Here is a 20,390-nt window from a genome sequence, read left to right as displayed (position 1 = left end):
TATTTTAGGCTTGCAAGATTTAATGAGATAACCTCAAATAAATCAGGCAATCTAAAGGGGCCGGAAATATTATATTAACTAATATTTCATCCCAAAAGCAGATGCCAACCTCTATGGTTTAACGGACGAGTCATGGCATTTATTTTTGAACTATCGGTCTATGTTTCTTTCATGACTTTTGCCGTGCTAGGCATCGGCATCTATTATGTCGGACGTCTGGCACTTCATATTTTGTCAAACCATGCCAAACATGACATTCTTTCAATTCCTATTGGCGCATTTGTAAGCACCATTGCTACCGCCTGGGCATTGTCCTTAGGGTTCGTTGCAGCCGATATATGGACGGCTAATGGTAAAGCAGATCAGGCAACCAGCGAAGAACGATCATCAATCTCTCGTCTCATTGGCTCCGCCAGCCCAGACATTCTCAATGCCCCCGAACTCGCCGCAACGCTGGTAGAATATCGTTCTGCCGTGGTAAAAGATGAATGGCTAGGCAACAGCAATGTCTTGCCTGCACACGCTGTAGAAGTCGCCTTGCAGAATATCCGGCGTGAAATCGTCAATCTCGCGAAAACGGATATTCCTACCCCGATCATATCTCAGCTGGTTCATGATTTTGACGAACTTCAGGATGCACGCAATACGCGCCTGTCAGTCGGGTCGACATCAGTCGATATGTATAAGTGGTATCTTCTTTTCTTTTTGACGATCCTCACAATCATCACCATCGCTTCGACCCATGCAGATCGTGTGCGTGCCGGTGTTAAAGCAATGATCATCTACTCGATCACCGCTGCTTTCTGCCTTTGGATTTTGGCGATACACGCAAACCCCTACCAAGGCATCGAACGCCTCGAGCCGTCGCTGCTTTTCACCAGCCAAAAGCATGGAACACCCGCGACATGAGATTGCTACTTGCAGCCCTTCCCGCGCTCATGCTGTTTTCAGGCACGTCCATTGCCACAGCTGCTACATTCAGGGTCTGTCACGGTTACGATTGTTATTATCAAACCAAGCTGATTTTATCAGCCCAGGATTTGCGCCGTATCGATAGCACGATGCGGAAGGGTAGCAAATCAGCTGCAGACGAACGCAAAGCGCTCCGAAGCGCCATTGCCTATTTCGAGGAGCGTAGCACTGCCGTTATCGGTGTTCGTGATAAGCCGCGAATGCAGTTTGGCAAAGCTCGCATCAAAGGACAGATGGATTGCGTTGATGAATCCACCAACACGGATAACTTTATACGCTTTCTTCATGACAAAGGCTGGCTAAAGCACCATCAGCCCGCGCGAAAAACCACGCGTGGCAGTTTTATCGATGGCCGTTATCCCCATTGGACTGCCGTAATGACTGCTAGCGACGGCGAGCGATGGGCAGTCGATTCCTGGTATGAAGCTGGCGGCGGACCGCCTGACATTATGCCTTTGAAAGAATGGAAGCGCCGTGGATATAATGGTGAGAGATAAGTATTTTCAGTAAATGCTCTTTCGAAGTTCAAATAGTTTATATTGTGCAGTCATATAAATAGTTTACCAATAAGCATATTCAGACAAGAATGAGCATGCTCGCCACGAGGCGAAAGTGTTTTTGATTGAAGCCAATTATCTGTCGTTTCAACAATAGGGGGCCATTCATGGCATTTCTGAAGAAATCTTTAGCAGCCGCATGCACAAGCTTGCTTGTCACCACAAGTATGCTGGTCGCTCCAGTCGCAGAAGCCTGCACACGCGTGGTTTACCTCGGTGCGAACGACCATGTTATCACCGCTCGGTCGATGGACTGGAAGGTTGACGTTGGTACAAATCTTTGGATTTTCCCACGCGGCATGGCCCGCACGGGCGAAACGGGTCCAAACTCGATCAAGTGGACCTCGAAATATGGTAGCGTCATCGCTTCCGGCTACGACATCTCGACAACAGACGGTATGAACGAAGTCGGGCTGGTTGCAAATGTTCTTTGGCTGGTTGAATCTGAATATCCAAAATTCGATGGCACAGGCCCCGGCCTTTCAATTGCAGCATGGGCGCAATACGTTCTCGATAATTTCGCAACCGTTGATGAAGCCGTACAAGAGCTTAGCAAAAACCCGTACACCATCGTAACCGATGCAGTGCCGGGCGAAAGCCGCTTGGCCACACTTCATCTTTCGATTTCTGACGCCAGCGGCGACAGCGCGATTGTTGAATATATCAATGGCAAGCAGGTCATCCATCATAGCCCGACCTATCAGGTGATGACCAATTCCCCGACGTTCGATCAGCAGCTGGCGCTGCACTCCTATTGGGAACAGATCGGCGGGACCGTGATGCTTCCGGGTACAAACCGCGCTTCAGACCGCTTCACACGCGCGGCCTTTTACATCAACGCCATTCCAAAATCAGAAGATTCTGTTGAAGCCCTAGCCAGCGTATTTGGCGTCATCCGCAACGCTTCTGTTCCTTTTGGCATTACAACTCCAGATGAGCCGAACATTTCCTCGACGCGCTGGCGCACTGTGTCTGACCAAAAAGAAAAGCTCTACTTCTTTGAATCCGCACTCACGCCAAACGTCTTCTGGGTAGACCTAAAGACCATCGATTTTTCGGCTGACAAGGGAAAAGTCCAGAAGCTTGATCTCGGACCAGATCAGAAAAACATTTTTTCTGGTGTCGTGAACACTGAATTTAAGGATGCTAAGCCGTTCAAATTCCTAGGAATTTAACTGACCTAGAATTAAATTCGTATCTGCTCGCGGAGAAAAATCTGAACCAATCGCCTGCTGAAGCATTGTCTTAGTACAACAAACCGGAACGGAGGAAATCCAATGGACTGGAATCGCGTAGAAGGCAATTGGAAGCAGGCTAAAGGCAAGATCAAGGAACAGTGGGGTAAACTCACTGATGATGATCTCGACCAGATCGATGGTCGCCGTGAGCAGCTCGAAGGTAAGATTCAGGAGCGCTACGGCCTCGCTAAGGACCGCGCAAAGTCTGATATTGATGACTGGTACAAGCACCAGAAATGGCTTTCTTAAAAGCCATCACATCTACCCTATAATAAAGCCCTGCCTTTGGCAGGGCTTTATCTTTATGCTTGCTCAGCAGCGATCAACGCGCTGAAGCGAAGCAGACAATCCCATCAGCGAGAATGTGTAGCGGGTCTGCGTGCCTCGTGCAGACGTGGCCTGAACATTAACCGATTTGCCGGAACGCATCGCACTTAAAATGCGCGCTTCATCGCCGACATTCTGGGCCCATGCACGATTGCCCTCGCTAAAGAAGGGGAACTGCGCTCCATCGATCATGACGTTAACGCGGCTATCTGCTTTTAATGGATAGCCCATAACAAGCTGCGGACTAAAACTTCCGCCAGACTTGGAAATAATTATGAAATTGTCACCATGCTGCACCCCTGCCGGAAGAAAACTCGACGGCACGGTCAGCGCGTAGCATTTGTTTCCGGGCAATTGCGTGTTCTGATAAACACCCCAATCCCTGAATTCACCGATATGGCTTGTCTTAGCCGAAGCCGCGAGAGAACTCGCCACCAACCCTGCAAGCGCCAACGCAACAGCGGTTGTTTTTCTAGTCATTGCCTGAGACCTCCTAAATTAAATTCACGTGACATGAAAAATTGTTTCATTACGTTACTATTTCTTTAACAAACTCCTAAAAACTTGTTGAACGCGCAAATTCCATGCACAAAATTGTGCTCAAGCGTCAGGGTTGAGCACAAGACCTTTGTTAAATTTCTTTAAGAGAGAATGGTGGGCCCGGAGGGAGCGCCCACCATCGCTTGCAAGCCTTAGAGACCGGGCTTCTTAGGATGGGAAGGGGGACACAATGTCCCCCTTTTTCGTACATGTTGATAACAAAACCTAAAGAATGGGAAGGTCTTATTGATGAAAGCAGCAACTAGTCCGCTGATAGCCGGTATTCGAATGCCTCTAAGGGTAGAACAGTTGCTTCTTCCATCCTTTTCCTCACATCCGGCAGCATCGGCAAAGTCATCTTAAAATATTGTCTTACTGCCCCATTGATACCCGCTAGACAAGCTTTAGACTTAACCCAGTTTTGCGGACTAAATACGCGATTGCCGACTTGAGGCTCATTTGCAGCCGTCTCTAGCGCCATATTCAAGCATAAACCAGCCACCTTGACGATCTCGCTCATCATATTGTTGCGTTGCGCTGCTTCCAAAGACTTGCTCGCATTTGGCACACGATCCGGCTGGTTACTCGATATCGCGAAACACATAGCTACAGCATACAGATGATGGAATGGAGCATAGGCCTTCATTGCTAGGAGCGTCTCGTTCAAGCTGAGAGGATTTTCCAGTACCCACGTAGCTTGAACCTCATTCATCCATGCATTTAGAGCAAAGATGCTCTCAGGTGGAGTGTCCTTGTTCTTGAATAGCGTTTCAAAGTACTTGTCGAAAATCTTCGTCTCGCCATAGGATAGATTCGGACGCAGAGTTTGCCACGCGACAAGATTCTTGGCAAAGGACGATAATTCCACGACGTGCTTCTTATTCTTGTCTGCCGGGGCTGTTTCTCCGCGCTTGGTGATGAAATATCCCGTCGGGTAACGCAACTCATAGGCCTTCTTAATCGCCAGAACCCGCTTGTCGTTACTGCGAAGATCGCGTGCCTTCACCGCGCTTTGCGAGTTGGTATAGATCGAAATCTTGTCGGCCCGATCACGCTGCGGAATTTCGTAGAAGCGGAACAGAATGAATGCGTCATCCACGTTCTTGACTGTTTCGCTACACGACAAGATCGTATTCAGCGATTGGCAGCCATTGACAATACTAAGCCCCGATAGGGATAGTGTGTCGCCGTCCAAGCTCATCTTATTGCAAAGTGCAGTCACACCATTGTGAAAAAAGAAGAAATCGCTGCGTTTGTCACCCAAAATCGAGCTGCGAATGCCTTTGTTTACGGCATTGCTTGATCCAAGACTCTGGCGCACGTTCTTCTGAAACAGTGTACCATCCTTAATACCCGGAAGTTTGACACATTCCTTCAAGGGCAATGCAGCGATGAGAACCGGTGTTCCGGCAATCTCATGGTACATGTGCTTCACACCAGCCAGTGGAAGCTTATAGTTGATGGTAGGGTTGTCGGCTTCAATTGCATAGTCGTAGCGACGTCTTAATTCTTCTGCGTCTATAACGTGAAGGGTAGCGTCGAAGGCTTCGTTCTCACTAAGCTTTGTCAATTCCTCTTGAAAGGTCTGAAGGTCATGCTGTGCTGCCTTGGTGAGTGTGCCTGTGACAATAAGTTCGAACGAAACTTCATAATCTTCTTCCAGTGCGTTAGCCAGTTCACGAAGCTTGCGGGCAAGCTTCTGGTTGGAGACTTTCTGAAGCCGGGCAAGGTCTTTAATCTGTAGCCATGAGGACAGAACTTCGCGCAACGGTTCTGCATCGACCGTGCCGCCCTGAATGAACTTGCCTTGGATGATGCGAACCATCGACTTTTCGTCATCCACGATAAGCGCGTCAATCTGCTTGTCGTCCGCTCCGTCGGTAATGTCGTCGCGAGTCTCGTTCATGTCACGGAAGAGGATATTGCGCAAATACCATGCAAGGAAGCGTTGCCCGTCATTCGGGAACTTTTGCTGAAAGTAATCAGTTTCAATCTGCTTTTGAATAAGTTCGTACATAGCTGTCCCTGCTAAACAAGCTCGCTTACATCGCTTATAACCTTATAGTCCTGCCCCAAGGTATCAATGAAGTGCTTCTTTCCGCACTCAATCTTGCGCCGCTCGTCCGGTCGAAGGTTTGCAAGGTCTTTCGGCTTCGTCTCACGAATCAAATAGAGCCGATCCTTACCGTCGCCCATATCCATGACAATGGCCCAATCGGGATTATAGGCCGTAATCGGCGTTGACACCTTGAACCAACCCGGAAGCTTCACATATAGTTTTACCCTTGCGTCACGTTCCAAACCTTCAGCGAAAGGCCGTTCGATTGTATCGGAATCGACCACAACACCATCATAGATGTGTGTTCCCCCACCAAAAGCGTTCGGCTCGCTCTTCACGACGTTAGACGCAAACGTTTCAATCAATTCGTCAAATTGTGTCTGTTCGTACCAAGAGCCGTCACGTTCGTATTTGATGCCCCCAACCAATTGGTCAGCCAGCTTATCCTTAAGTATGCCGACTAACGCAGCCGCAAACTCATGAGGATTGTCGGTCATCGCTTTGGGATCGGGTGCGGCCTTCAGGATTTGAAGAATCGTCTGCCGACCAATACGCATCGGCGGTGATGTCGCTTCCATGAGATTTTCTATGATGGAAACGATATTCGGTATTGGGTACCGGCCTTCAAGATCGATAGCGACGCTGGCATCTGCAAGGCGGATTGCTTCAAACAGGTCTTCGCTCGTCTTCGCGCTTATTCCGGCCACCTGAACCACGACCCGCGGGCGACGGACCTTCACTTCCGGAAGTTCTGCTGCCACGTCAGAGACCAGCTTTCCGCTATCGATTTCGACAGAATACCGCGTCCGGTATTTGATGCGCTCCCAAAGCTCTTGAAACTCTGGTTTCAACAGATGCGCCTTGCGTAACTTAAGTATGACTTTATCGCGAGCATTACCGGGTTGAGGCGGTACGCCTTCTTTGCCGTATTCTTTTTCGATTTCGCTTTGCAGGCGGGTCACAAAGCTTTCATAAGTTTCGCTTGCGCTAACAGTGAGAATATTGACGCGGTTGTCCTGTACTCGCTCACCGGTCAAACTATCGACAGGCAAGCGAACCCCGCGACCGACTTGTTGACGACGTTCCGTTTCGCTACCTACTTCGCGCAGAGTACAAATCTGGAAGACGTTGGGATTGTCCCAGCCTTCTTTCAGCGCCGAATGCGAGAAGATGAACGCAACCGGCTCTTCGAAGCTGATTAGGTCTTCCTTCCGGCGCATAATCAGATCGAATTCGCGGGCTTGTGCAGCGCGGTCCTTTTCGTTCGTTGGCACTTCCTTTTCAACGACCGAAACAACGCCCTTCTTGTTCGTTGTAGACGCGAAATATGAAGCCTGAACGTCGTTCGGGTCTTTGTCTCGCCATTCAGGATACGCGACCTTGGCTTCGTTGAAAGCCTTAATGAACAGCTTGCGTATTAGGCCGCTTTCATCGCGGAAGCTTTCGACTTTATCCACGAAGAATAGGGACAGAACCTTGACGTTGAAACCCAAATCGCGAATGCGTTTCTGCTTCTGGAAATGCCGTTCGACCGTGAACCGGATTTGCGCTTCCAAGACAGCGTCCCTGTGCATACCGGTTTCTCCACCCAGCGCGACTTCGGCATTGTTAGTGAAACGCACATACCCGGCTTGGAAGTTGATTTCGGCGATTTCCAAACCATCGTAGTCGGTACGATTGGCTTTTTCCCAAAGCTTGTCGCCGTGTTTGACCTTGATAGTTTTCCGCGTGATCTTCCCTGACTTCGCTTGCACATCGACTGTCAATTGCGCGGTCAGCGACTTGTTGGCCGTGTCAATGTTTTCGACGCGGATGTAAGGCAGATTGGCGTTAACTTCTTCAATGGCTGCGCCAACTTCGATTTGCTTTACCAAGCCCTGTCGATAGGCATCAAACGGGGTCAGCCGGTAAACAGGATTATAAGCGTTTCGATGCGTCGCACTGTAGCGTAGCGCGAACAGCGGGTTGAGCGCTGCTAAAGCAGCGATCCGGCCTTCGCTTTCCATATTCTGAGGTTCGTCCATGATGAGGACTGGCCGAACAGCCTGTAGCAGATGTATAACTGGCGGATTGCCTTCTTGCGGCTTGCGAATGACGTTTTGTTCTCGCGAAAACGCATCAATAGTCATTACCATAAGTTCAACGGCATTCGACGCAGCAAAGCTGCGAATTTGTCCTGGTTGAGCCGCATAGACCGAATGATGGAAGGGTGGCAGACCGGGTAATGTCGAAAAATGCGCCTTCGTTTGGCGGATTGTCTTCAACACGCCTTCACGTACTGCGACCGACGGCACGACAATGATGAACTTGGTTAGGCCATAACGCTGAGCAAGGTTCAATGCCGTGCGTAGGTAGACATAGGTCTTGCCCGTGCCGGTTTCCATTTCAACCGTAAAATTAGGAAACCAAACCTTCCCCCTGCCTTCGAACAAGTCTACGTCCTGTTCAATCATCGCAAGAGCGGTATCAGCTTTCAGTCCGTTGTTGGTCTGTACGCGGTTTAGATTGGCAAGCAGTTGATAGTCCGTCATATCTAAACGGTTTGGAACGACCGTCGCTCCTGCCGCCGGAACTAGCATGGAACCGATATGACCTTGCCCATCCAGAAGGCCAACGACCGAAGAGATTGCATCAAGCTGAAACTGTTGCGCGGCATCGAACTTGAATTCCATCGCTCACAACACCTTCAGATGGCATTGCAGCGCAAGGTTGGCAGCAACCGTATCGGTCAGCGCCGTGTCCCGACAAATGAACAAGTCGTCTTTGGTCAACCCCAGCGCCTTCAAGTCAGTTAGGTCTATGGCATCCGCCAAGCAGATAGTGAATTTCTTGTCTTGCTCATCGTCGGTGACGTGCCACAACATTCCGGGCCTTTCGCCTTCAACGGGCACGACCTTAGAGGTAAGCGCGAAGCCTTCACGCAACACGACCTCCCAGATCACGTCTTCGGCGCTCCATCCAGGTTTGAGCGTGTCAGCAAAGGCTTCCAATTGCTTGAGATATTCTTCTGGTTCTATGCTGTTCGCACCGTTCCATCGCTCAATACCACTTTCGGTGAGATGGAAGGCGCGGAAGCCCTGTGGGACGGCTTGAAGATCGGGAAGCTTCAAGACACGTCGGAGACGTTCACGCGTAACTTGGGAAATTGTGTTCCAGCCCTTAGCTAACGCAGCCTTTCCCGTACGTTCTTTAGGATTTGTCGGTTCGGGGTATTGAACCACAATGAATTTCGCATCCGCTATTCCACTGTCAACAAGCCGGATCACAGCTTCCGCGGTAGACCCCGATCCAGCGAAGAAGTCCATTATAATTGGCTTCGGTTCACCAGCTACAGTATATTTGAACAGCCGCGCGAGCTCTTCATGGTCCTTTGGGTTATCGAAAACTTTAGCACCCATTAGATCTTGTAGGTGCTTAACTGAAACAAGAGATTGTTTATAGAAATACGAACCTCGCACCATTGTGGCAAGTTCCATTTCTTCCGTCTCATCCTCGGAATCTTCAATATCTCCTTCTTCCTCAAACTCTTCAGAAGGTGGGCGAAGATGTGACTTTCGGAAAGGTGGTTCGGTATGATCTTCACGGAACTCAACAATACCGAGTCTAATTTTCTCTTCCATCGTTTTAGGATCGGAGAAGCGCCAACCACCTTCAGGGACTTTACACGGTTGCCCGGTCACATTGTGGATTACGTCGTAAGTTGGACCGTCTCCCCCGGGCCATGAAATTGTTACATCACGCCAAGGACCATGTTTGTCCACGCGTTTATAGCGGCTCCATTTCTTTGACGGATGACCTTTAGGCAATGCCGCGTACCAAAATTGAAGATGGGCTTCTATGGTCTTATCGTCATCGCCAAACTTAGCCCGTAATTGAACGTACTCGTCCCAAATCTCGCGCGCGCCGGGCTTCTCTTCACGCCAAACGGTCTTCGCCTCTTTAAGCGACGATAAGAGCCGCGCATAAATCAAAATATATTCATGGCCGACCGATAGCAGCTTGGCATCGTTCTTCCGGCCCTTTTCCCACACCATCTGGGCAATAAAGTTTTCTGGCCCGAACACTTCATCGCAAAGCTGCTTCAGGTTGGCGGCTTCTGCATCATTAATGCTAATTAGGATGATACCTTCGTCCTTGAGCATTTGTCGCGCCATGGAAAGACGTGGGTACATCATTGACAGCCAACGCGAATGCAACCTGCCCGCCTTTTCTGGCGCACTGGTTGCCAAATCGCCGTCCTCGGTCATTTGGCCGGTCTGCTTCAAATATGTGGCCAAGGGGTCGGTGAAATCATCATCGTAGATGAAATCATTCCCCGTATTGTAGGGTGGGTCGATATAAATCAACTTCACCCGCCCGAAATAGGACTTGTAAAGTAGTTTCAGGGCTTCAAGGTTCTCACCTTCAATGAAAATGTGCTGCGCATCGTCAAAGTTCACGCTTTCGGCGAGATCCGGCACCAAGGTTGCCCTTGATGGTGCCTGCAACATTGAAATGGCGTCACGCTTACCGGGCCACGTCAGGCCATAACGTTCTGGTCCGATTGCAACTGCATCACCGGCCAGTTCCTGAAGCCGATCAAGGTCCAGTTTCCCATCCGTAAACACTTCAGGCACCGCTTCTTTTAGGCGCGCTAGAAGTTCCGTCTTCATATCAGGTGAAGTGTTATCGACTTTTAAAGATTCTGTCATGGCACCATCGTAGTGGCATAGAAAATATAACGGATCAAAGGCAAATCACCTCACGTTCGCAAACATCTTTATTATCCCATAAATGCTTGCCAACAATGATGCACCCCCCTTCGAACAAGCCCATATCATAACAGCCCGCACCCACACATTCTCTATGTGATCTATCAAAACTGAAATTTCAAAACCAACCTGCAATTTCGTAGGGGTACCTTAATCCCTACAATGTCCAATTTTCCCCCATGTGGGTCGTTATCATGCCGTATTCGAAGCGAAGCAGAACGTTTTTAAGGTGCAACATCACGAAACAGAGTTAGTACAAACATCAAGACATAAGGCATCCTATAAGTCGTACGATAAGGTATACCCCTGCGTACACCAAAAACTCTGCAATAACATCTGTACGTAAGGGTTGACTTGTATCATCGTACATGCATTTAAATGGACATAACCCTAACGGATAGGAATAAGCTATGTCCAAGACGGTGCTCTACGCTCGTGTATCGACCATCGACCAAACGCTTGACCATCAAAAGACGCAAGCTGAAGCTGCCGGATTTGTTATCAACGAAGTCATTGCCGATCATGGTGTGTCAGGCGTCAGTACGAAGCTGCTTGACAGAGCGGAAGGCAAGCGACTGTATGACAAACTGCGTCATGGCGATACGTTGGTAGTACGATGGGTGGACCGCCTAGGCCGCAGCTATCAGGATGTAACTGACACCGTAAGGCACTTCATGCGGCAGGGTGTGATCGTCAAGACTGTCATTAACAATATGACTTTTGATGGAGCAACAGCAGACCCTATGCAGCAAGCCGTTAGAGACGCGCTGATCGCTTTCATGGCCGCATCAGCACAAGCTCAGGCGGAAGTTACAAAGGCTGCTCAACGGGCCGGAATAGAGGCGAAGAAGGGCAATCCCAAGCTCTATCCCGGGAAAAAGCCTAGCTATGATAGGAAAACCTTTCAACAGGTTGTGGATATGTTAGCGATAGGCACTGGTGCTTCGCAGATTGCCAAGGCAACTGGTTTGACCCGACAGACCATTCTCCGGATCAGGACCGATCAGGCAGGAGCCGAAGCCGTTTTATCTAAGTGGAATATGTAACGCCCATTGGGTTACCCACAGGAAAAATATAATTCGGACGGTATAAGATATATAGACCGATACCCAACGACTATAGCTGGTGTATCAGTCTAACCGGAAGCGAACCCACCCTACCGATTATTACATAAATACTAATATATACAATAAATACACCACAGAAGATAGTACCGTATAGATAACTAGTACCGTATAGATAACTAGTACCGTATAGATAACTAGTACCGTATAGATAACTAGTACCGTATAGATAACTAGTACCGTATAGATACCATAATTTCATGTATTAGTCAAATACTACTGCTCGTAAAAATCGTATTTCTGTTCAGTATTGACGCAATTGAATTAGTAATAATACAAGGAGGTAGCAATAATATTAGGACACAGATAAATCTATAGGTGAAAAACCGCGAGGATCGTCAACATAGCGCAAATCTCCACTCCTCATGGAAGAAGGTCATCTTTCTCGCCAATTGCCTCCTACGGTCAATTATGACGATTTGAACGGCATTTAAGAATGCTTTGGTCAACCCAACTCAATAGGCAAGACCACCGCCACTCTCATCGCACCGCCTATTTACGCCGCTGCAAATCGACCTCAAGCATTCTGCAAACTTCGGATGAAACCATCCGCCGCCAGTCGTGGATGCAAACCATTAAGAAAACTGTGTCGGACACGATTTGGATCAATGCTAGTCAAATCAAGATCGTTATGTTTCGACCGCTCCGAAAGACGCTTAGCTTCTCGTACGAATACGTCGTAGTAAGCGCTGTACTCAGTGTATGCCTCTGTATTGATCGAATGCATTTCACAAAAGGCTGTTGCCAGAACCAACGCATCCATCCCGTCACGATAAGCACGTCGGCACACTTCGTCGTCAAGGAGATGGGCCATTGTGACTTCACCGCTTGACTTGCCAGACAAGCGAGCAACTTCATTCAAGTATGTCCGGTGATACCGTTCGTATTCTATACCATAAGTCAAACGGATAGCGTCGTCGCGTTGGGTTCCGTATGCTACATCAACCGATAATGTACGCGGTACAGCCAACACACCAGCGCGATACCAAAATGGCATCGTACTTTGCAGCCCTTTCCGGTACGCTTGACCGATAACTGGAAGTATCTTCCCACCATGAACTTCGCGGTACTCTATTGCCGACATGGCTATGGCATTTTGCATGAGAACCGAATTTAAATCCAACGCCGCACGTCGTATTGCCTTGTTAGCTTCTGTCGGCGTCACGCCCTTGTTTAGAGCTTCAAGAAACATATATGCTCGTACCGCCTCTAAGCCAGTTCTCGTATTTGCGAACTGATACAGCTTGTACGCACCAAAGCCCAGTAATGCTAAAATGATGATTTCCACGACACATCCCCGCCGTACAGGAAGGGCGATAGGCGCGGTACGTCCCCGCGAATAGCCCTTCGATCCTTGGTGATCGGGGAGTTAGTAACCGCAAGACACGGCCCTACGGCCTTTAGTTCAGAGAACCTGTTGCATACGCCGCAGGCTCCCCGACCATAGGTCGAAGAGTGGTACCAGTTCAGTGGTACAGTCCTAGTCTTGAGGGGTTACTACGCCCCGAAGCCGCACGTACGGCTCCAAGGCTTGTTTGTCGTATTCAGGAATCCGTGTCAATCCCGAACGGAACTTGCGGTTCTCGTAGCGGCAAGCGGTAGTCCAGCTTCTGCATTGCTTCATTTCGTTGCTGTAGCGTAAAGCCTTCCTTGAAATATTGCCTATGCGTAATACCGTCTTGCTCGTGACCTATGATCGACTTTACCAGCGGATCGGCAACTCCTGCCTGCAAAAGACGCGTATTGACGGTGTGCCGCAGGCTGTGAAAGACGCGCGTCTTGCTCTTTAGCCCTAGCTGGACGAGAAGTCTGTCATTAAACCAACGGCTCTGCTGTCTTCCCCAACCGTTCTTAGGATCATACGTGAAGTCAGGAAATAGCCTAGATGCATGTTTATCGGCCATAGCTTGCACATAATCGAGAAGGCCAGCCTCGATAAGCTTATTGTGCACGGGAACAAGACGGCGAGCCGCCGAAGTCTTCAGGCTTTTACGGTCGCCCTCCTCGTTTATGTCAAATACCCATGTTCCATCTTCTTCTCTAATATCCCTGATGTGCAGCTGCGCTATTTCACCAAGGCGGGCACCTGAATAAACTCCAATAAGCGTTGCCCACTTTTGATATGGTTTCGTAACCAGACCTTGTTCGTTGTACAAAACAGTCCGCAGAATGAGCTGAATTTGATCATCTGTGTACGCGTCTCGGTCGCCATCTTTGTTCTTCTTTGTCTGCTTGACGGCGAGCCCAGAGAAGAAGTTTTCACTAATATGATGGTTCTGTTTCGCCCAGTCGAACATTTCATTATAGGTTTGCAGGTACTTGTTGATCGTAGCAACTTGAATGGTTTCAACATTCGGTAGAGCGAGAACATCCGCTAACGACTTACCTCGTGTCACCGGGCTCTTGGAACGGTTACGCGGATAGGCGAGCAAAGTGTCTTTGACCCGTTTCCCATCCATAGCTGTCAGGGTTCGTACATCAGTACCGCTACCCAGAATTTCTTCTAGCAATTTTATATGGTCAGCTTTCTCAATGACTGTCTTTGCTGCCCATGCGTTACCGCGCCGCCTTTCCTTGCTGTAGGCGGAGGCAACTTCGGCAATGGACATTCCCGGCATACTCGTTACCGTAGAAATAGAAGCGATAGGCATTGGTCGTTCATCAAACTTGTACCGTCCCAGCGACTTGTCGTAAGCAAGAACCGCTTTCAAAAAGCCATGGTACGACAGCTTCATTTCTCGTCCGAGCCAGTTGTATTCCGGGGTACCCTTGTGGATGTCGAGATTGTACTTCTCGATGAACCGCGTAAGCAGACCATCGTCCGACTGTACAAGAGAGAGTGGCGCATCTGTATCCCGTGCATGCTTGGCGATAAGCTTGCTGCTCTTGTAAATCTGTCTATCCAGTTCACTAAGCGGACCAGTATCGTTCATCTCAGCTTTCGCCTCGGTTAGCCATTGCTTGAAATGTTCGATTAGTACCGTTCTTAGTTCCTCGTACCGCATGTTATACGCAATTCCATTCTCATTCAGCCGTTCGCCTATTTGGCTCAAGTAACGTGATAAGCGCAATGCTTTGCGAGGCTCACGCGTAAATAGCGACAACTTCAGCGTTGAGGGCTTTCTCGCAGGGTGCAGCTCTTTGGGAATCGGCCAACGGAAGTAGAACACTCCGTTTCTGGACTTAGTTAGATAGGCCGGATTGAACAACCCATGTCTCCCTTGGATGTTCCACCTGAGAAATCCAAGGTCTAAGTCTTTGCTTTTTAAGGAAATGGTGGGCCCGGAGGGACTCGAACCCCCAACCAAGCGGTTATGAGCCGCCGGCTCTGACCAATTGAGCTACAGGCCCACACAACACTGCAACTACCTTAAAGAAACATGGGACACAAGCTGTCAATTACACAAGTTGCCCTAATACGCACATATTCGATTGCCATTCATGCAACCCAAGTCACAACTGACCTCATTTGAAACAGTTGATTGCAATTCAACTGCATTTCAGATCAGATAATGTGGCGTTTTGCTTTAGAGGAAACTTAAATACACGAGCAACAAAGCAGAAATAGCACTATCGCAAAGAATGCTTTGTAAAAGCTGCCTCAACATTCTCTACAGGAGATCTCATGAAAAACCGCGCTACTACTCTTCTTGCCACTTCAATTTCGGCAATCATGCTTGCAGGCATACTTGCCCTGCCAGCCAAAGCGCAGGAGAATCAGATGACGAAGCAGCCCGCACGCATCGCCGTTACCGGCGAAGGCAAGATGAACTCTACGCCTGACATGGCCATTCTGAATCTCACCGTTTTGCGTGATGCAGAAACGGCGCGCGAAGCCATGACCGCCAACAATGAAGCAATGGCCAAAGTTCTGGACGCGATGAAAAAGGCTGGCGTTGAAGAGCGTGATCTGCAGACAAGCGGCATCAATATTCAGCCACGCTATGTTTATCCAGACGACAAGAATGGCCTGAAAGAGCCAAAGATCAGCGGCTACAGCGTGTCGAACAGTCTGGCTGTCCGCGTGCGCGATCTCGCCAAGGTCGGCAATGTCCTTGATGAATCCGTAACACTCGGTGTGAATCAAGGCGGCGATCTGACCTTCGTTAATGACGATCCGGCATCGACAATCAACGAAGCACGCAAGCGCGCCGTCGCCGATGCGATTGCCAAGGCAAAGACCCTTGCCGATGCAGCAGGCGTTGGCCTTGGTCGCGTAGTTGAAATCAACGAACAGAACCGTGGTTATATGCCGATGCCAATCGCACGTCAGGTCAAGATGATGGCAGCAGCTGCTCCTGAGGATTCAGTTCCAGTTGCAGCTGGGGAAAATAGCTACAATGTTTCGGTCAACGTTGTTTTCGAAATCAAAGAATAAAGAAAGGGCGCTTTAGCGCCCCGCTCTTCCATCATCGAACAAAAAAGCCAGTCTGAAATTCAGGCTGGCTTTTATTCATATTAAGCGACCGTTAGCGGATGATCGGGCAACCGCGTGCATTGGCAAACACAACGCCGGTTGGATGACCGTGACGGAAGCCGCGCACCTGAACAGATTTCCCACGATAGGCAACGCGTGCATTACGAATGCCCATACGGTGCGCTTTCATCTTGGCATTCTCAACCGAACAGGCGGGACCACGGTAAGCTGGGCGGCCATGATGACGATTGCCACGATGATCAATCTTGATCAAAGGCGAATGCGCCGATGTGCTAAACGCTGGAGCGGAAGAAGGTGATGCAGCATTTGCAGATGCGCCCGCTGAGAAGACGGCAGCAAGACCAATTGCAGCAGTGACAACAAGCGACTTGAACGAAATTGCGGACATCTTGAAACCCTTTCAAACTTTTATCAGGTGGTGCTCACCTGAGACACCCAATAAGTAGTCCATGAAAGATGAACGGAAAGCCAAGCCAGCGTTCATATCGCGTTCAGCTTGATAAGAGCTGCGAAAGATTCCGGGTCAAGGAATCTGATATTTTAAATATAAAACAATGGCTTATTCAAAGTCAGCGCGTAAACTGGCGCTGACAGACTTCAATATTAAACTTAATTAATGTGACGCTGACGCCGTTCAGTCCAGCGGAACCATATGCTGGATATATTCTTCTTCATCGGCCAGCTCATGATCAAAAGCCGTTACTTTTCCACGGATGGACACACCTGCTTCGTAGATCGTGTCTGGCGAGCCCGACACCAGCGGATGCCACCAGTAAAGATCGGCACCCTCAGCAACCAAACGATAGGCACAGGTTGCAGGCAGCCAATTGACCTCATGCACGATCTCAGGCGTCAGAAACACGCAATCAGGCACTGTCTTGCGGCGGTTCGGATAATCGCTGCACTTGCAGCTATCCTTGTCCAGCAGCGTACAGGCAACCGTCGTCCAATAGACTTCCTCGGTATCGTCATCGAGCAATTTATGCAGGCAGCATTGACCACAACCATCGCACAGGCTTTCCCATTCCTGTCGGTTGAGTTCTTCAAGAGATTTGGTCTGCCAGAAAGGTTTCTTATCCATGGGGCTGCATATAGAGCATTTGCAGCAAAAGTGCGTAGCGGTTTTGCCTTCAATAGCGTGGGCAAATCGCCGCCCTTTCCTATTGAAACGAAAGCCATGCTGCGATAGATAACACGCATCATCCTTATGATCGTAAGCGTCTTACGTTAAGCAACGCATCAATTCTGCCGGGAACGGCTATTCGCTTTGATGTTTCGTTGCGCGTTCCCCGCATAATATTCAGGAATACACATGTCTCAGTTGAACGGTTCACGCCGCAGAAAACTGCCAGCGCGTTATGCATCTGTTGTGATGCCGCTTATTCTTTCAATCATGATGACATTCGTTGTCTCATTGATCGCGACGGCAAAAAGCCTCGGTTTTACGCATCCCGATCTCGCTTATAGCTGGATGACCTCGTGGGCGTTGTCATGGGCTATCGCTTTCCCGGTCTTGCTGGCGATCCTGCCGATGGTCCGCAAAATGGTCAGCTTCGTCTGCCATCCTCACTAATAAAGAAAGCCGCGCATGGATACTGCGCGGCTTTTTCAAATCCATCGAAGCAGATTAACGAAAAATCGCTTCGCCCTGCTCATCGATAATCTGGCGACCTTTGTTGAGCGAAATGCTGGCAGCATCTTCAATGCCCGGACAACGATCCGCCCGCACAAAGCGATGCTCTTTCAGCTCGCCATCAATTGTCTTGGAGATCACACCACACACCTGATACTGGCCGCCTTCACTGTAAGGCGTTGCAACGATCAGAAAATCTTTGTGCTCAAGACGTCCGGCTTCTTTTGGCGCTGCTGGCGTTTCTTCCGCTGAACCACCGCCAAAAAGGCGCTTCAAAAAAGACATAACGCTCCCTCTCTTTCGAGCACATTTGATCTGATGTAATCAGATCGGCACTCTAAGTCTTAGTTTTGACGCGCATCTTATCCGAAAACCGTTTCACACTTTTCGGGATGCGCTCTCATAAAAATCGCCCGACACCATATCCGGCATCGGGCGAAAAGGTCTTAGCTGTCGAGGAACGAACGCAGCTTGCGCGAACGGCTCGGATGCTTGAGCTTGCGCAGTGCTTTCGCTTCAATCTGACGAATACGTTCACGCGTAACCGAGAACTGCTGACCGACTTCTTCAAGTGTATGGTCAGTGTTCATACCGATACCGAAACGCATGCGCAGCACGCGTTCTTCACGCGGCGTCAGCGATGCTAGAACACGCGTGGTCGTATCGCGAAGGTTTGCCTGAATGGCCGCATCGATCGGCAGCAGAGCATTCTTGTCTTCAATGAAGTCGCCAAGATGTGAATCTTCTTCATCACCCACTGGCGTTTCAAGCGAAATCGGCTCCTTGGCAATTTTCAGAACCTTGCGCACTTTTTCAAGCGGCATGGCCAGCTTTTCAGCCAATTCTTCAGGCGTTGGTTCACGACCAATTTCATGCAGCATCTGGCGCGAGGTACGAACGATCTTGTTGATCGTTTCGATCATATGCACCGGAATACGGATGGTGCGTGCCTGATCGGCAATCGAACGGGTGATTGCCTGACGGATCCACCATGTCGCATAGGTCGAGAACTTGTAACCACGGCGATATTCGAACTTATCAACCGCCTTCATCAGACCGATATTGCCTTCCTGAATAAGATCAAGAAACTGAAGGCCACGATTGGTGTACTTCTTGGCAATCGAAATAACGAGACGAAGGTTGGCTTCCACCATTTCCTTCTTAGCGATGGTCGCTTCGCGTTCGCCCTTCTGAACCTGATTGACGATGCGGCGGAATTCACCAATCGAAATCGCGGTTTCAGTAGCAAGCATCTGAATTTCAGAACGCAGACGATCAATCGCGCGTTCTTCTTTTGCAGCAAAGTCTTTCCAGCCGCGAGCCGACAGAGTGCTGACGCGCTCTACCCAGTTCGGGTCAAGCTCATGGCCTTGATATTCCTTCAGGAACTCTTCACGACGCACGCCGAAAGATTCAGCGAGACGCAGCAACTTGCCTTCGTTCTGAACGAGACGCTTGTTGATGTCATAAAGCTGTTCAACGAGCTGTTCGATACGGTTCTGGTTCAGCGAAAGCGACTTAACCGCCTTAATCAGCTGATCTTTCAGTTCCTTGTAACGACGCTCCTGGCTGGACGACAGATCAGCGGAAGCCAGCAGGCGGCTTTCGACCTGCTGGTCCTGCAACTTGCGCAGCTTGCGATAGGTGTCAGCGATCAGATCGAGCGTTTCCATAACCTGTGGGCGCAACTCGGCTTCCATAGCCGCTAGCGACAGATTGGCTTCGTCCTCGTCTTCTTCCTCTTCTTCCGAAGGCATATCGCCGCCAACATTGGTAATGTCGTCGTCGTCACGCGAACGGCGCGGAGCCTTGTCGTCACGTGGCTTTTCTTCTTCCACGCGCTCAACAATCGGCGCCTGCTTGGCTTCTGGGCCAGCATACGTGGTTTCAAGATCGATGATTTCGCGCAGCAGAATGTTGGATTCATTCAACTGTTCGCGCCAGATGATAATCGCCTGGAATGTCAGCGGGCTTTCGCAAAGCCCGGCGATCATCGTTTCGCGACCCGCTTCAATGCGCTTTGCGATAGCGATTTCGCCTTCGCGCGACAGAAGCTCAACCGTTCCCATTTCGCGCAAATACATGCGCACAGGATCGTCGGTGCGGTCGGTCGGCTCTTTCTTGGTGGTCGTGGCAGCAACGGCGGTGCCGGTTGCTTCAACCAGATCGCCGCCTTCTTCCTGCTCGTCATCGCTGCTGTTTTCGTCACGATCAGCTTCCTGCTCATCGTCTTCAACAACATTGATGCCCATATCCGACAGCATAGCCATCGTATCTTCGATCTGCTCAGATGTCACTTCTTCGGAAGGAAGCACAGCATTCAGCTCGTCCATAGTGACGTAGCCGCGCTTCTTCGCAACCTTGATCATCTTCTTGACAGCATCGTCAGAAAGGTCGAGAAGCGGCCCGTCGGTCGCACCTTCGCGCTCGACTTCGGCTTCTTCGTTTTCCTTAGCCTTCGTTGCCATATTGCTCGTCTCCAGGCGACACCAGTCGCTTCTAAGATATATAGAGTGGCCAAACGGTTTTGCGAGAGCGCCGTTTAACTGTTGATTCTGCGAATAGCTGATTTCACGTTAATGCCGAATTAACCCTGCGGTTATTAACGAGCCCTGTTGGTTCCAAAATCCTGTGGGTTGATCCGGGGACACTGGTCGCCTTGAAGGCCCTGCCCGCTCTTTAATTCTTGCCCGCTCAGGATGGTTTCAGAGGTCCTCTTAGGGAATATTGATCAATATCAGTTCTTTAAAT

Annotated in this window: 17 protein-coding genes and 1 tRNA gene; 7 read left to right on the top strand and 11 right to left on the bottom strand. The window is 49.6% G+C overall.

What is annotated here, in order from left to right; genetic code table 11:
• Positions 1-132: 132 nt before the first annotated feature.
• The 4 genes from J2782_RS01265 to J2782_RS01250 all read left to right on the top strand — a co-directional run bounded on the left by J2782_RS01265 (position 133) and on the right by J2782_RS01250 (position 3,016).
• Positions 133-909, top strand: a complete 777-nt coding sequence (locus tag J2782_RS01265) for a bestrophin-like domain (RefSeq protein ID WP_310009792.1) — start codon at positions 133-135, stop codon at positions 907-909.
• Positions 906-1,469: a hypothetical protein gene (locus J2782_RS01260; protein WP_310009791.1), complete on the top strand. Its 564-nt coding sequence runs from the start codon at positions 906-908 to the stop codon at positions 1,467-1,469. The genes J2782_RS01265 and J2782_RS01260 overlap by 4 nt, the downstream gene beginning before the upstream one ends.
• Before the next feature lie 227 nt (positions 1,470-1,696).
• Positions 1,697-2,704 (top strand): linear amide C-N hydrolase, encoded by a 1,008-nt coding sequence (locus J2782_RS01255; protein ID WP_404989601.1) that lies wholly within the window; start codon positions 1,697-1,699, stop codon positions 2,702-2,704.
• Between the two features lie 102 nt (positions 2,705-2,806).
• Positions 2,807-3,016, top strand: coding sequence for a CsbD family protein (locus J2782_RS01250; protein ID WP_310009789.1), 210 nt, complete (start codon positions 2,807-2,809; stop codon positions 3,014-3,016).
• 63 nt (positions 3,017-3,079) lie between these two features.
• Here the strand turns inward: J2782_RS01250 and J2782_RS01245 are convergent, their stop codons facing one another.
• The 4 genes from J2782_RS01245 to J2782_RS01230 all read right to left on the bottom strand — a co-directional run bounded on the left by J2782_RS01245 (position 3,080) and on the right by J2782_RS01230 (position 10,384).
• On the bottom strand, positions 3,080-3,574 hold the full coding sequence (locus J2782_RS01245) for an invasion associated locus B family protein (protein WP_310009788.1): 495 nt from the start codon (positions 3,572-3,574) through the stop codon (positions 3,080-3,082).
• Positions 3,575-3,896: 322 nt separating this feature from the next.
• A complete protein-coding gene (locus J2782_RS01240) occupies positions 3,897-5,651 on the bottom strand; it encodes an AIPR family protein (RefSeq protein ID WP_310009787.1) in 1,755 nt (584 codons plus the stop codon).
• 11 nt (positions 5,652-5,662) lie between these two features.
• Positions 5,663-8,365, bottom strand: coding sequence for a restriction endonuclease (locus J2782_RS01235; RefSeq protein ID WP_310009786.1), 2,703 nt, complete (start codon positions 8,363-8,365; stop codon positions 5,663-5,665).
• Between the two features lie 3 nt (positions 8,366-8,368).
• Positions 8,369-10,384 (bottom strand): site-specific DNA-methyltransferase, encoded by a 2,016-nt coding sequence (locus tag J2782_RS01230; RefSeq protein WP_310009784.1) that lies wholly within the window; start codon positions 10,382-10,384, stop codon positions 8,369-8,371.
• 470 nt (positions 10,385-10,854) lie between these two features.
• Here J2782_RS01230 and J2782_RS01225 point away from each other — a divergent pair, with 470 nt between their 5' ends.
• A complete protein-coding gene (locus J2782_RS01225; RefSeq protein ID WP_310009783.1) occupies positions 10,855-11,490 on the top strand; it encodes a recombinase family protein in 636 nt (211 codons plus the stop codon).
• Positions 11,491-12,085: 595 nt separating this feature from the next.
• Here the strand turns inward: J2782_RS01225 and J2782_RS01220 are convergent.
• The 3 genes from J2782_RS01220 to J2782_RS01210 all read right to left on the bottom strand — a co-directional run bounded on the left by J2782_RS01220 (position 12,086) and on the right by J2782_RS01210 (position 14,919).
• Entirely contained in the window at positions 12,086-12,856 is a 771-nt protein-coding gene (locus tag J2782_RS01220; protein WP_310009782.1) for a hypothetical protein, read from the bottom strand.
• Between the two features lie 256 nt (positions 12,857-13,112).
• On the bottom strand, positions 13,113-14,777 hold the full coding sequence (locus J2782_RS01215; protein ID WP_310009781.1) for a tyrosine-type recombinase/integrase: 1,665 nt from the start codon (positions 14,775-14,777) through the stop codon (positions 13,113-13,115).
• Positions 14,778-14,842: 65 nt separating this feature from the next.
• Positions 14,843-14,919, bottom strand: a tRNA-Ile gene (locus J2782_RS01210).
• Between the two features lie 274 nt (positions 14,920-15,193).
• Between J2782_RS01210 and J2782_RS01205 the strand changes: the two genes are divergently transcribed.
• Positions 15,194-15,946 carry an SIMPL domain-containing protein gene (locus J2782_RS01205; protein WP_310009780.1) on the top strand — a complete coding sequence of 251 codons (753 nt, stop codon included), beginning with the start codon at positions 15,194-15,196 and terminating at the stop codon, positions 15,944-15,946.
• Positions 15,947-16,037: 91 nt separating this feature from the next.
• On the opposite strand, the gene J2782_RS01200 is transcribed toward J2782_RS01205, so the two are convergent.
• The gene (locus J2782_RS01200) at positions 16,038-16,394 is read right to left on the bottom strand and encodes an antifreeze protein (protein ID WP_250038815.1); all 357 of its coding nucleotides are present in this window, start codon (positions 16,392-16,394) and stop codon (positions 16,038-16,040) included.
• A gap of 246 nt (positions 16,395-16,640) precedes the next feature.
• Entirely contained in the window at positions 16,641-17,087 is a 447-nt protein-coding gene (locus tag J2782_RS01195; protein ID WP_250038814.1) for a YcgN family cysteine cluster protein, read from the bottom strand.
• 231 nt (positions 17,088-17,318) lie between these two features.
• On the opposite strand from J2782_RS01195, the gene J2782_RS01190 reads away from it, so the two are divergent.
• Complete coding sequence (locus tag J2782_RS01190) at positions 17,319-17,579, top strand: DUF2798 domain-containing protein (RefSeq protein ID WP_250038813.1); 261 nt, start codon at positions 17,319-17,321, stop codon at positions 17,577-17,579.
• A 54-nt stretch (positions 17,580-17,633) separates the two neighbouring features.
• Here the strand turns inward: J2782_RS01190 and J2782_RS01185 are convergent, their stop codons facing one another.
• Together J2782_RS01185 and rpoD are read right to left on the bottom strand one after the other, a co-directional pair.
• On the bottom strand, positions 17,634-17,924 hold the full coding sequence (locus J2782_RS01185; protein ID WP_250038812.1) for an HlyU family transcriptional regulator: 291 nt from the start codon (positions 17,922-17,924) through the stop codon (positions 17,634-17,636).
• A gap of 161 nt (positions 17,925-18,085) precedes the next feature.
• Complete coding sequence (gene rpoD / locus J2782_RS01180) at positions 18,086-20,107, bottom strand: RNA polymerase sigma factor RpoD (RefSeq protein WP_250038811.1); 2,022 nt, start codon at positions 20,105-20,107, stop codon at positions 18,086-18,088.
• Positions 20,108-20,390 lie beyond the last annotated feature (283 nt).

The sequence above is a fragment of the Brucella pseudogrignonensis genome, assembly GCF_031454375.1.
Classification (GTDB): Bacteria; Pseudomonadota; Alphaproteobacteria; order Rhizobiales; family Rhizobiaceae; genus Brucella; species Brucella pseudogrignonensis_A.
Note: the sequence above shows the minus strand (reverse complement) of the source record. Positions and strands in the feature narration are given on the sequence as shown.

Coding starts and splice junctions, on each gene's coding strand:
- J2782_RS01265 (WP_310009792.1), top strand. CDS start 133: ATGGCATTTATTTTTGAACTATCGGTCTATGTTTCTTTCATGACTTTT.
- J2782_RS01260 (WP_310009791.1), top strand. CDS start 906: ATGAGATTGCTACTTGCAGCCCTTCCCGCGCTCATGCTGTTTTCAGGC.
- J2782_RS01255 (WP_404989601.1), top strand. CDS start 1,697: ATGCTGGTCGCTCCAGTCGCAGAAGCCTGCACACGCGTGGTTTACCTC.
- J2782_RS01250 (WP_310009789.1), top strand. CDS start 2,807: ATGGACTGGAATCGCGTAGAAGGCAATTGGAAGCAGGCTAAAGGCAAG.
- J2782_RS01245 (WP_310009788.1), bottom strand. CDS start 3,574: ATGACTAGAAAAACAACCGCTGTTGCGTTGGCGCTTGCAGGGTTGGTG.
- J2782_RS01240 (WP_310009787.1), bottom strand. CDS start 5,651: ATGTACGAACTTATTCAAAAGCAGATTGAAACTGATTACTTTCAGCAA.
- J2782_RS01235 (WP_310009786.1), bottom strand. CDS start 8,365: ATGGAATTCAAGTTCGATGCCGCGCAACAGTTTCAGCTTGATGCAATC.
- J2782_RS01230 (WP_310009784.1), bottom strand. CDS start 10,384: ATGACAGAATCTTTAAAAGTCGATAACACTTCACCTGATATGAAGACG.
- J2782_RS01225 (WP_310009783.1), top strand. CDS start 10,855: ATGTCCAAGACGGTGCTCTACGCTCGTGTATCGACCATCGACCAAACG.
- J2782_RS01205 (WP_310009780.1), top strand. CDS start 15,194: ATGAAAAACCGCGCTACTACTCTTCTTGCCACTTCAATTTCGGCAATC.
- J2782_RS01200 (WP_250038815.1), bottom strand. CDS start 16,394: ATGTCCGCAATTTCGTTCAAGTCGCTTGTTGTCACTGCTGCAATTGGT.
- J2782_RS01195 (WP_250038814.1), bottom strand. CDS start 17,087: ATGGATAAGAAACCTTTCTGGCAGACCAAATCTCTTGAAGAACTCAAC.
- J2782_RS01190 (WP_250038813.1), top strand. CDS start 17,319: ATGTCTCAGTTGAACGGTTCACGCCGCAGAAAACTGCCAGCGCGTTAT.
- J2782_RS01185 (WP_250038812.1), bottom strand. CDS start 17,924: ATGTCTTTTTTGAAGCGCCTTTTTGGCGGTGGTTCAGCGGAAGAAACG.
- rpoD (WP_250038811.1), bottom strand. CDS start 20,107: ATGGCAACGAAGGCTAAGGAAAACGAAGAAGCCGAAGTCGAGCGCGAA.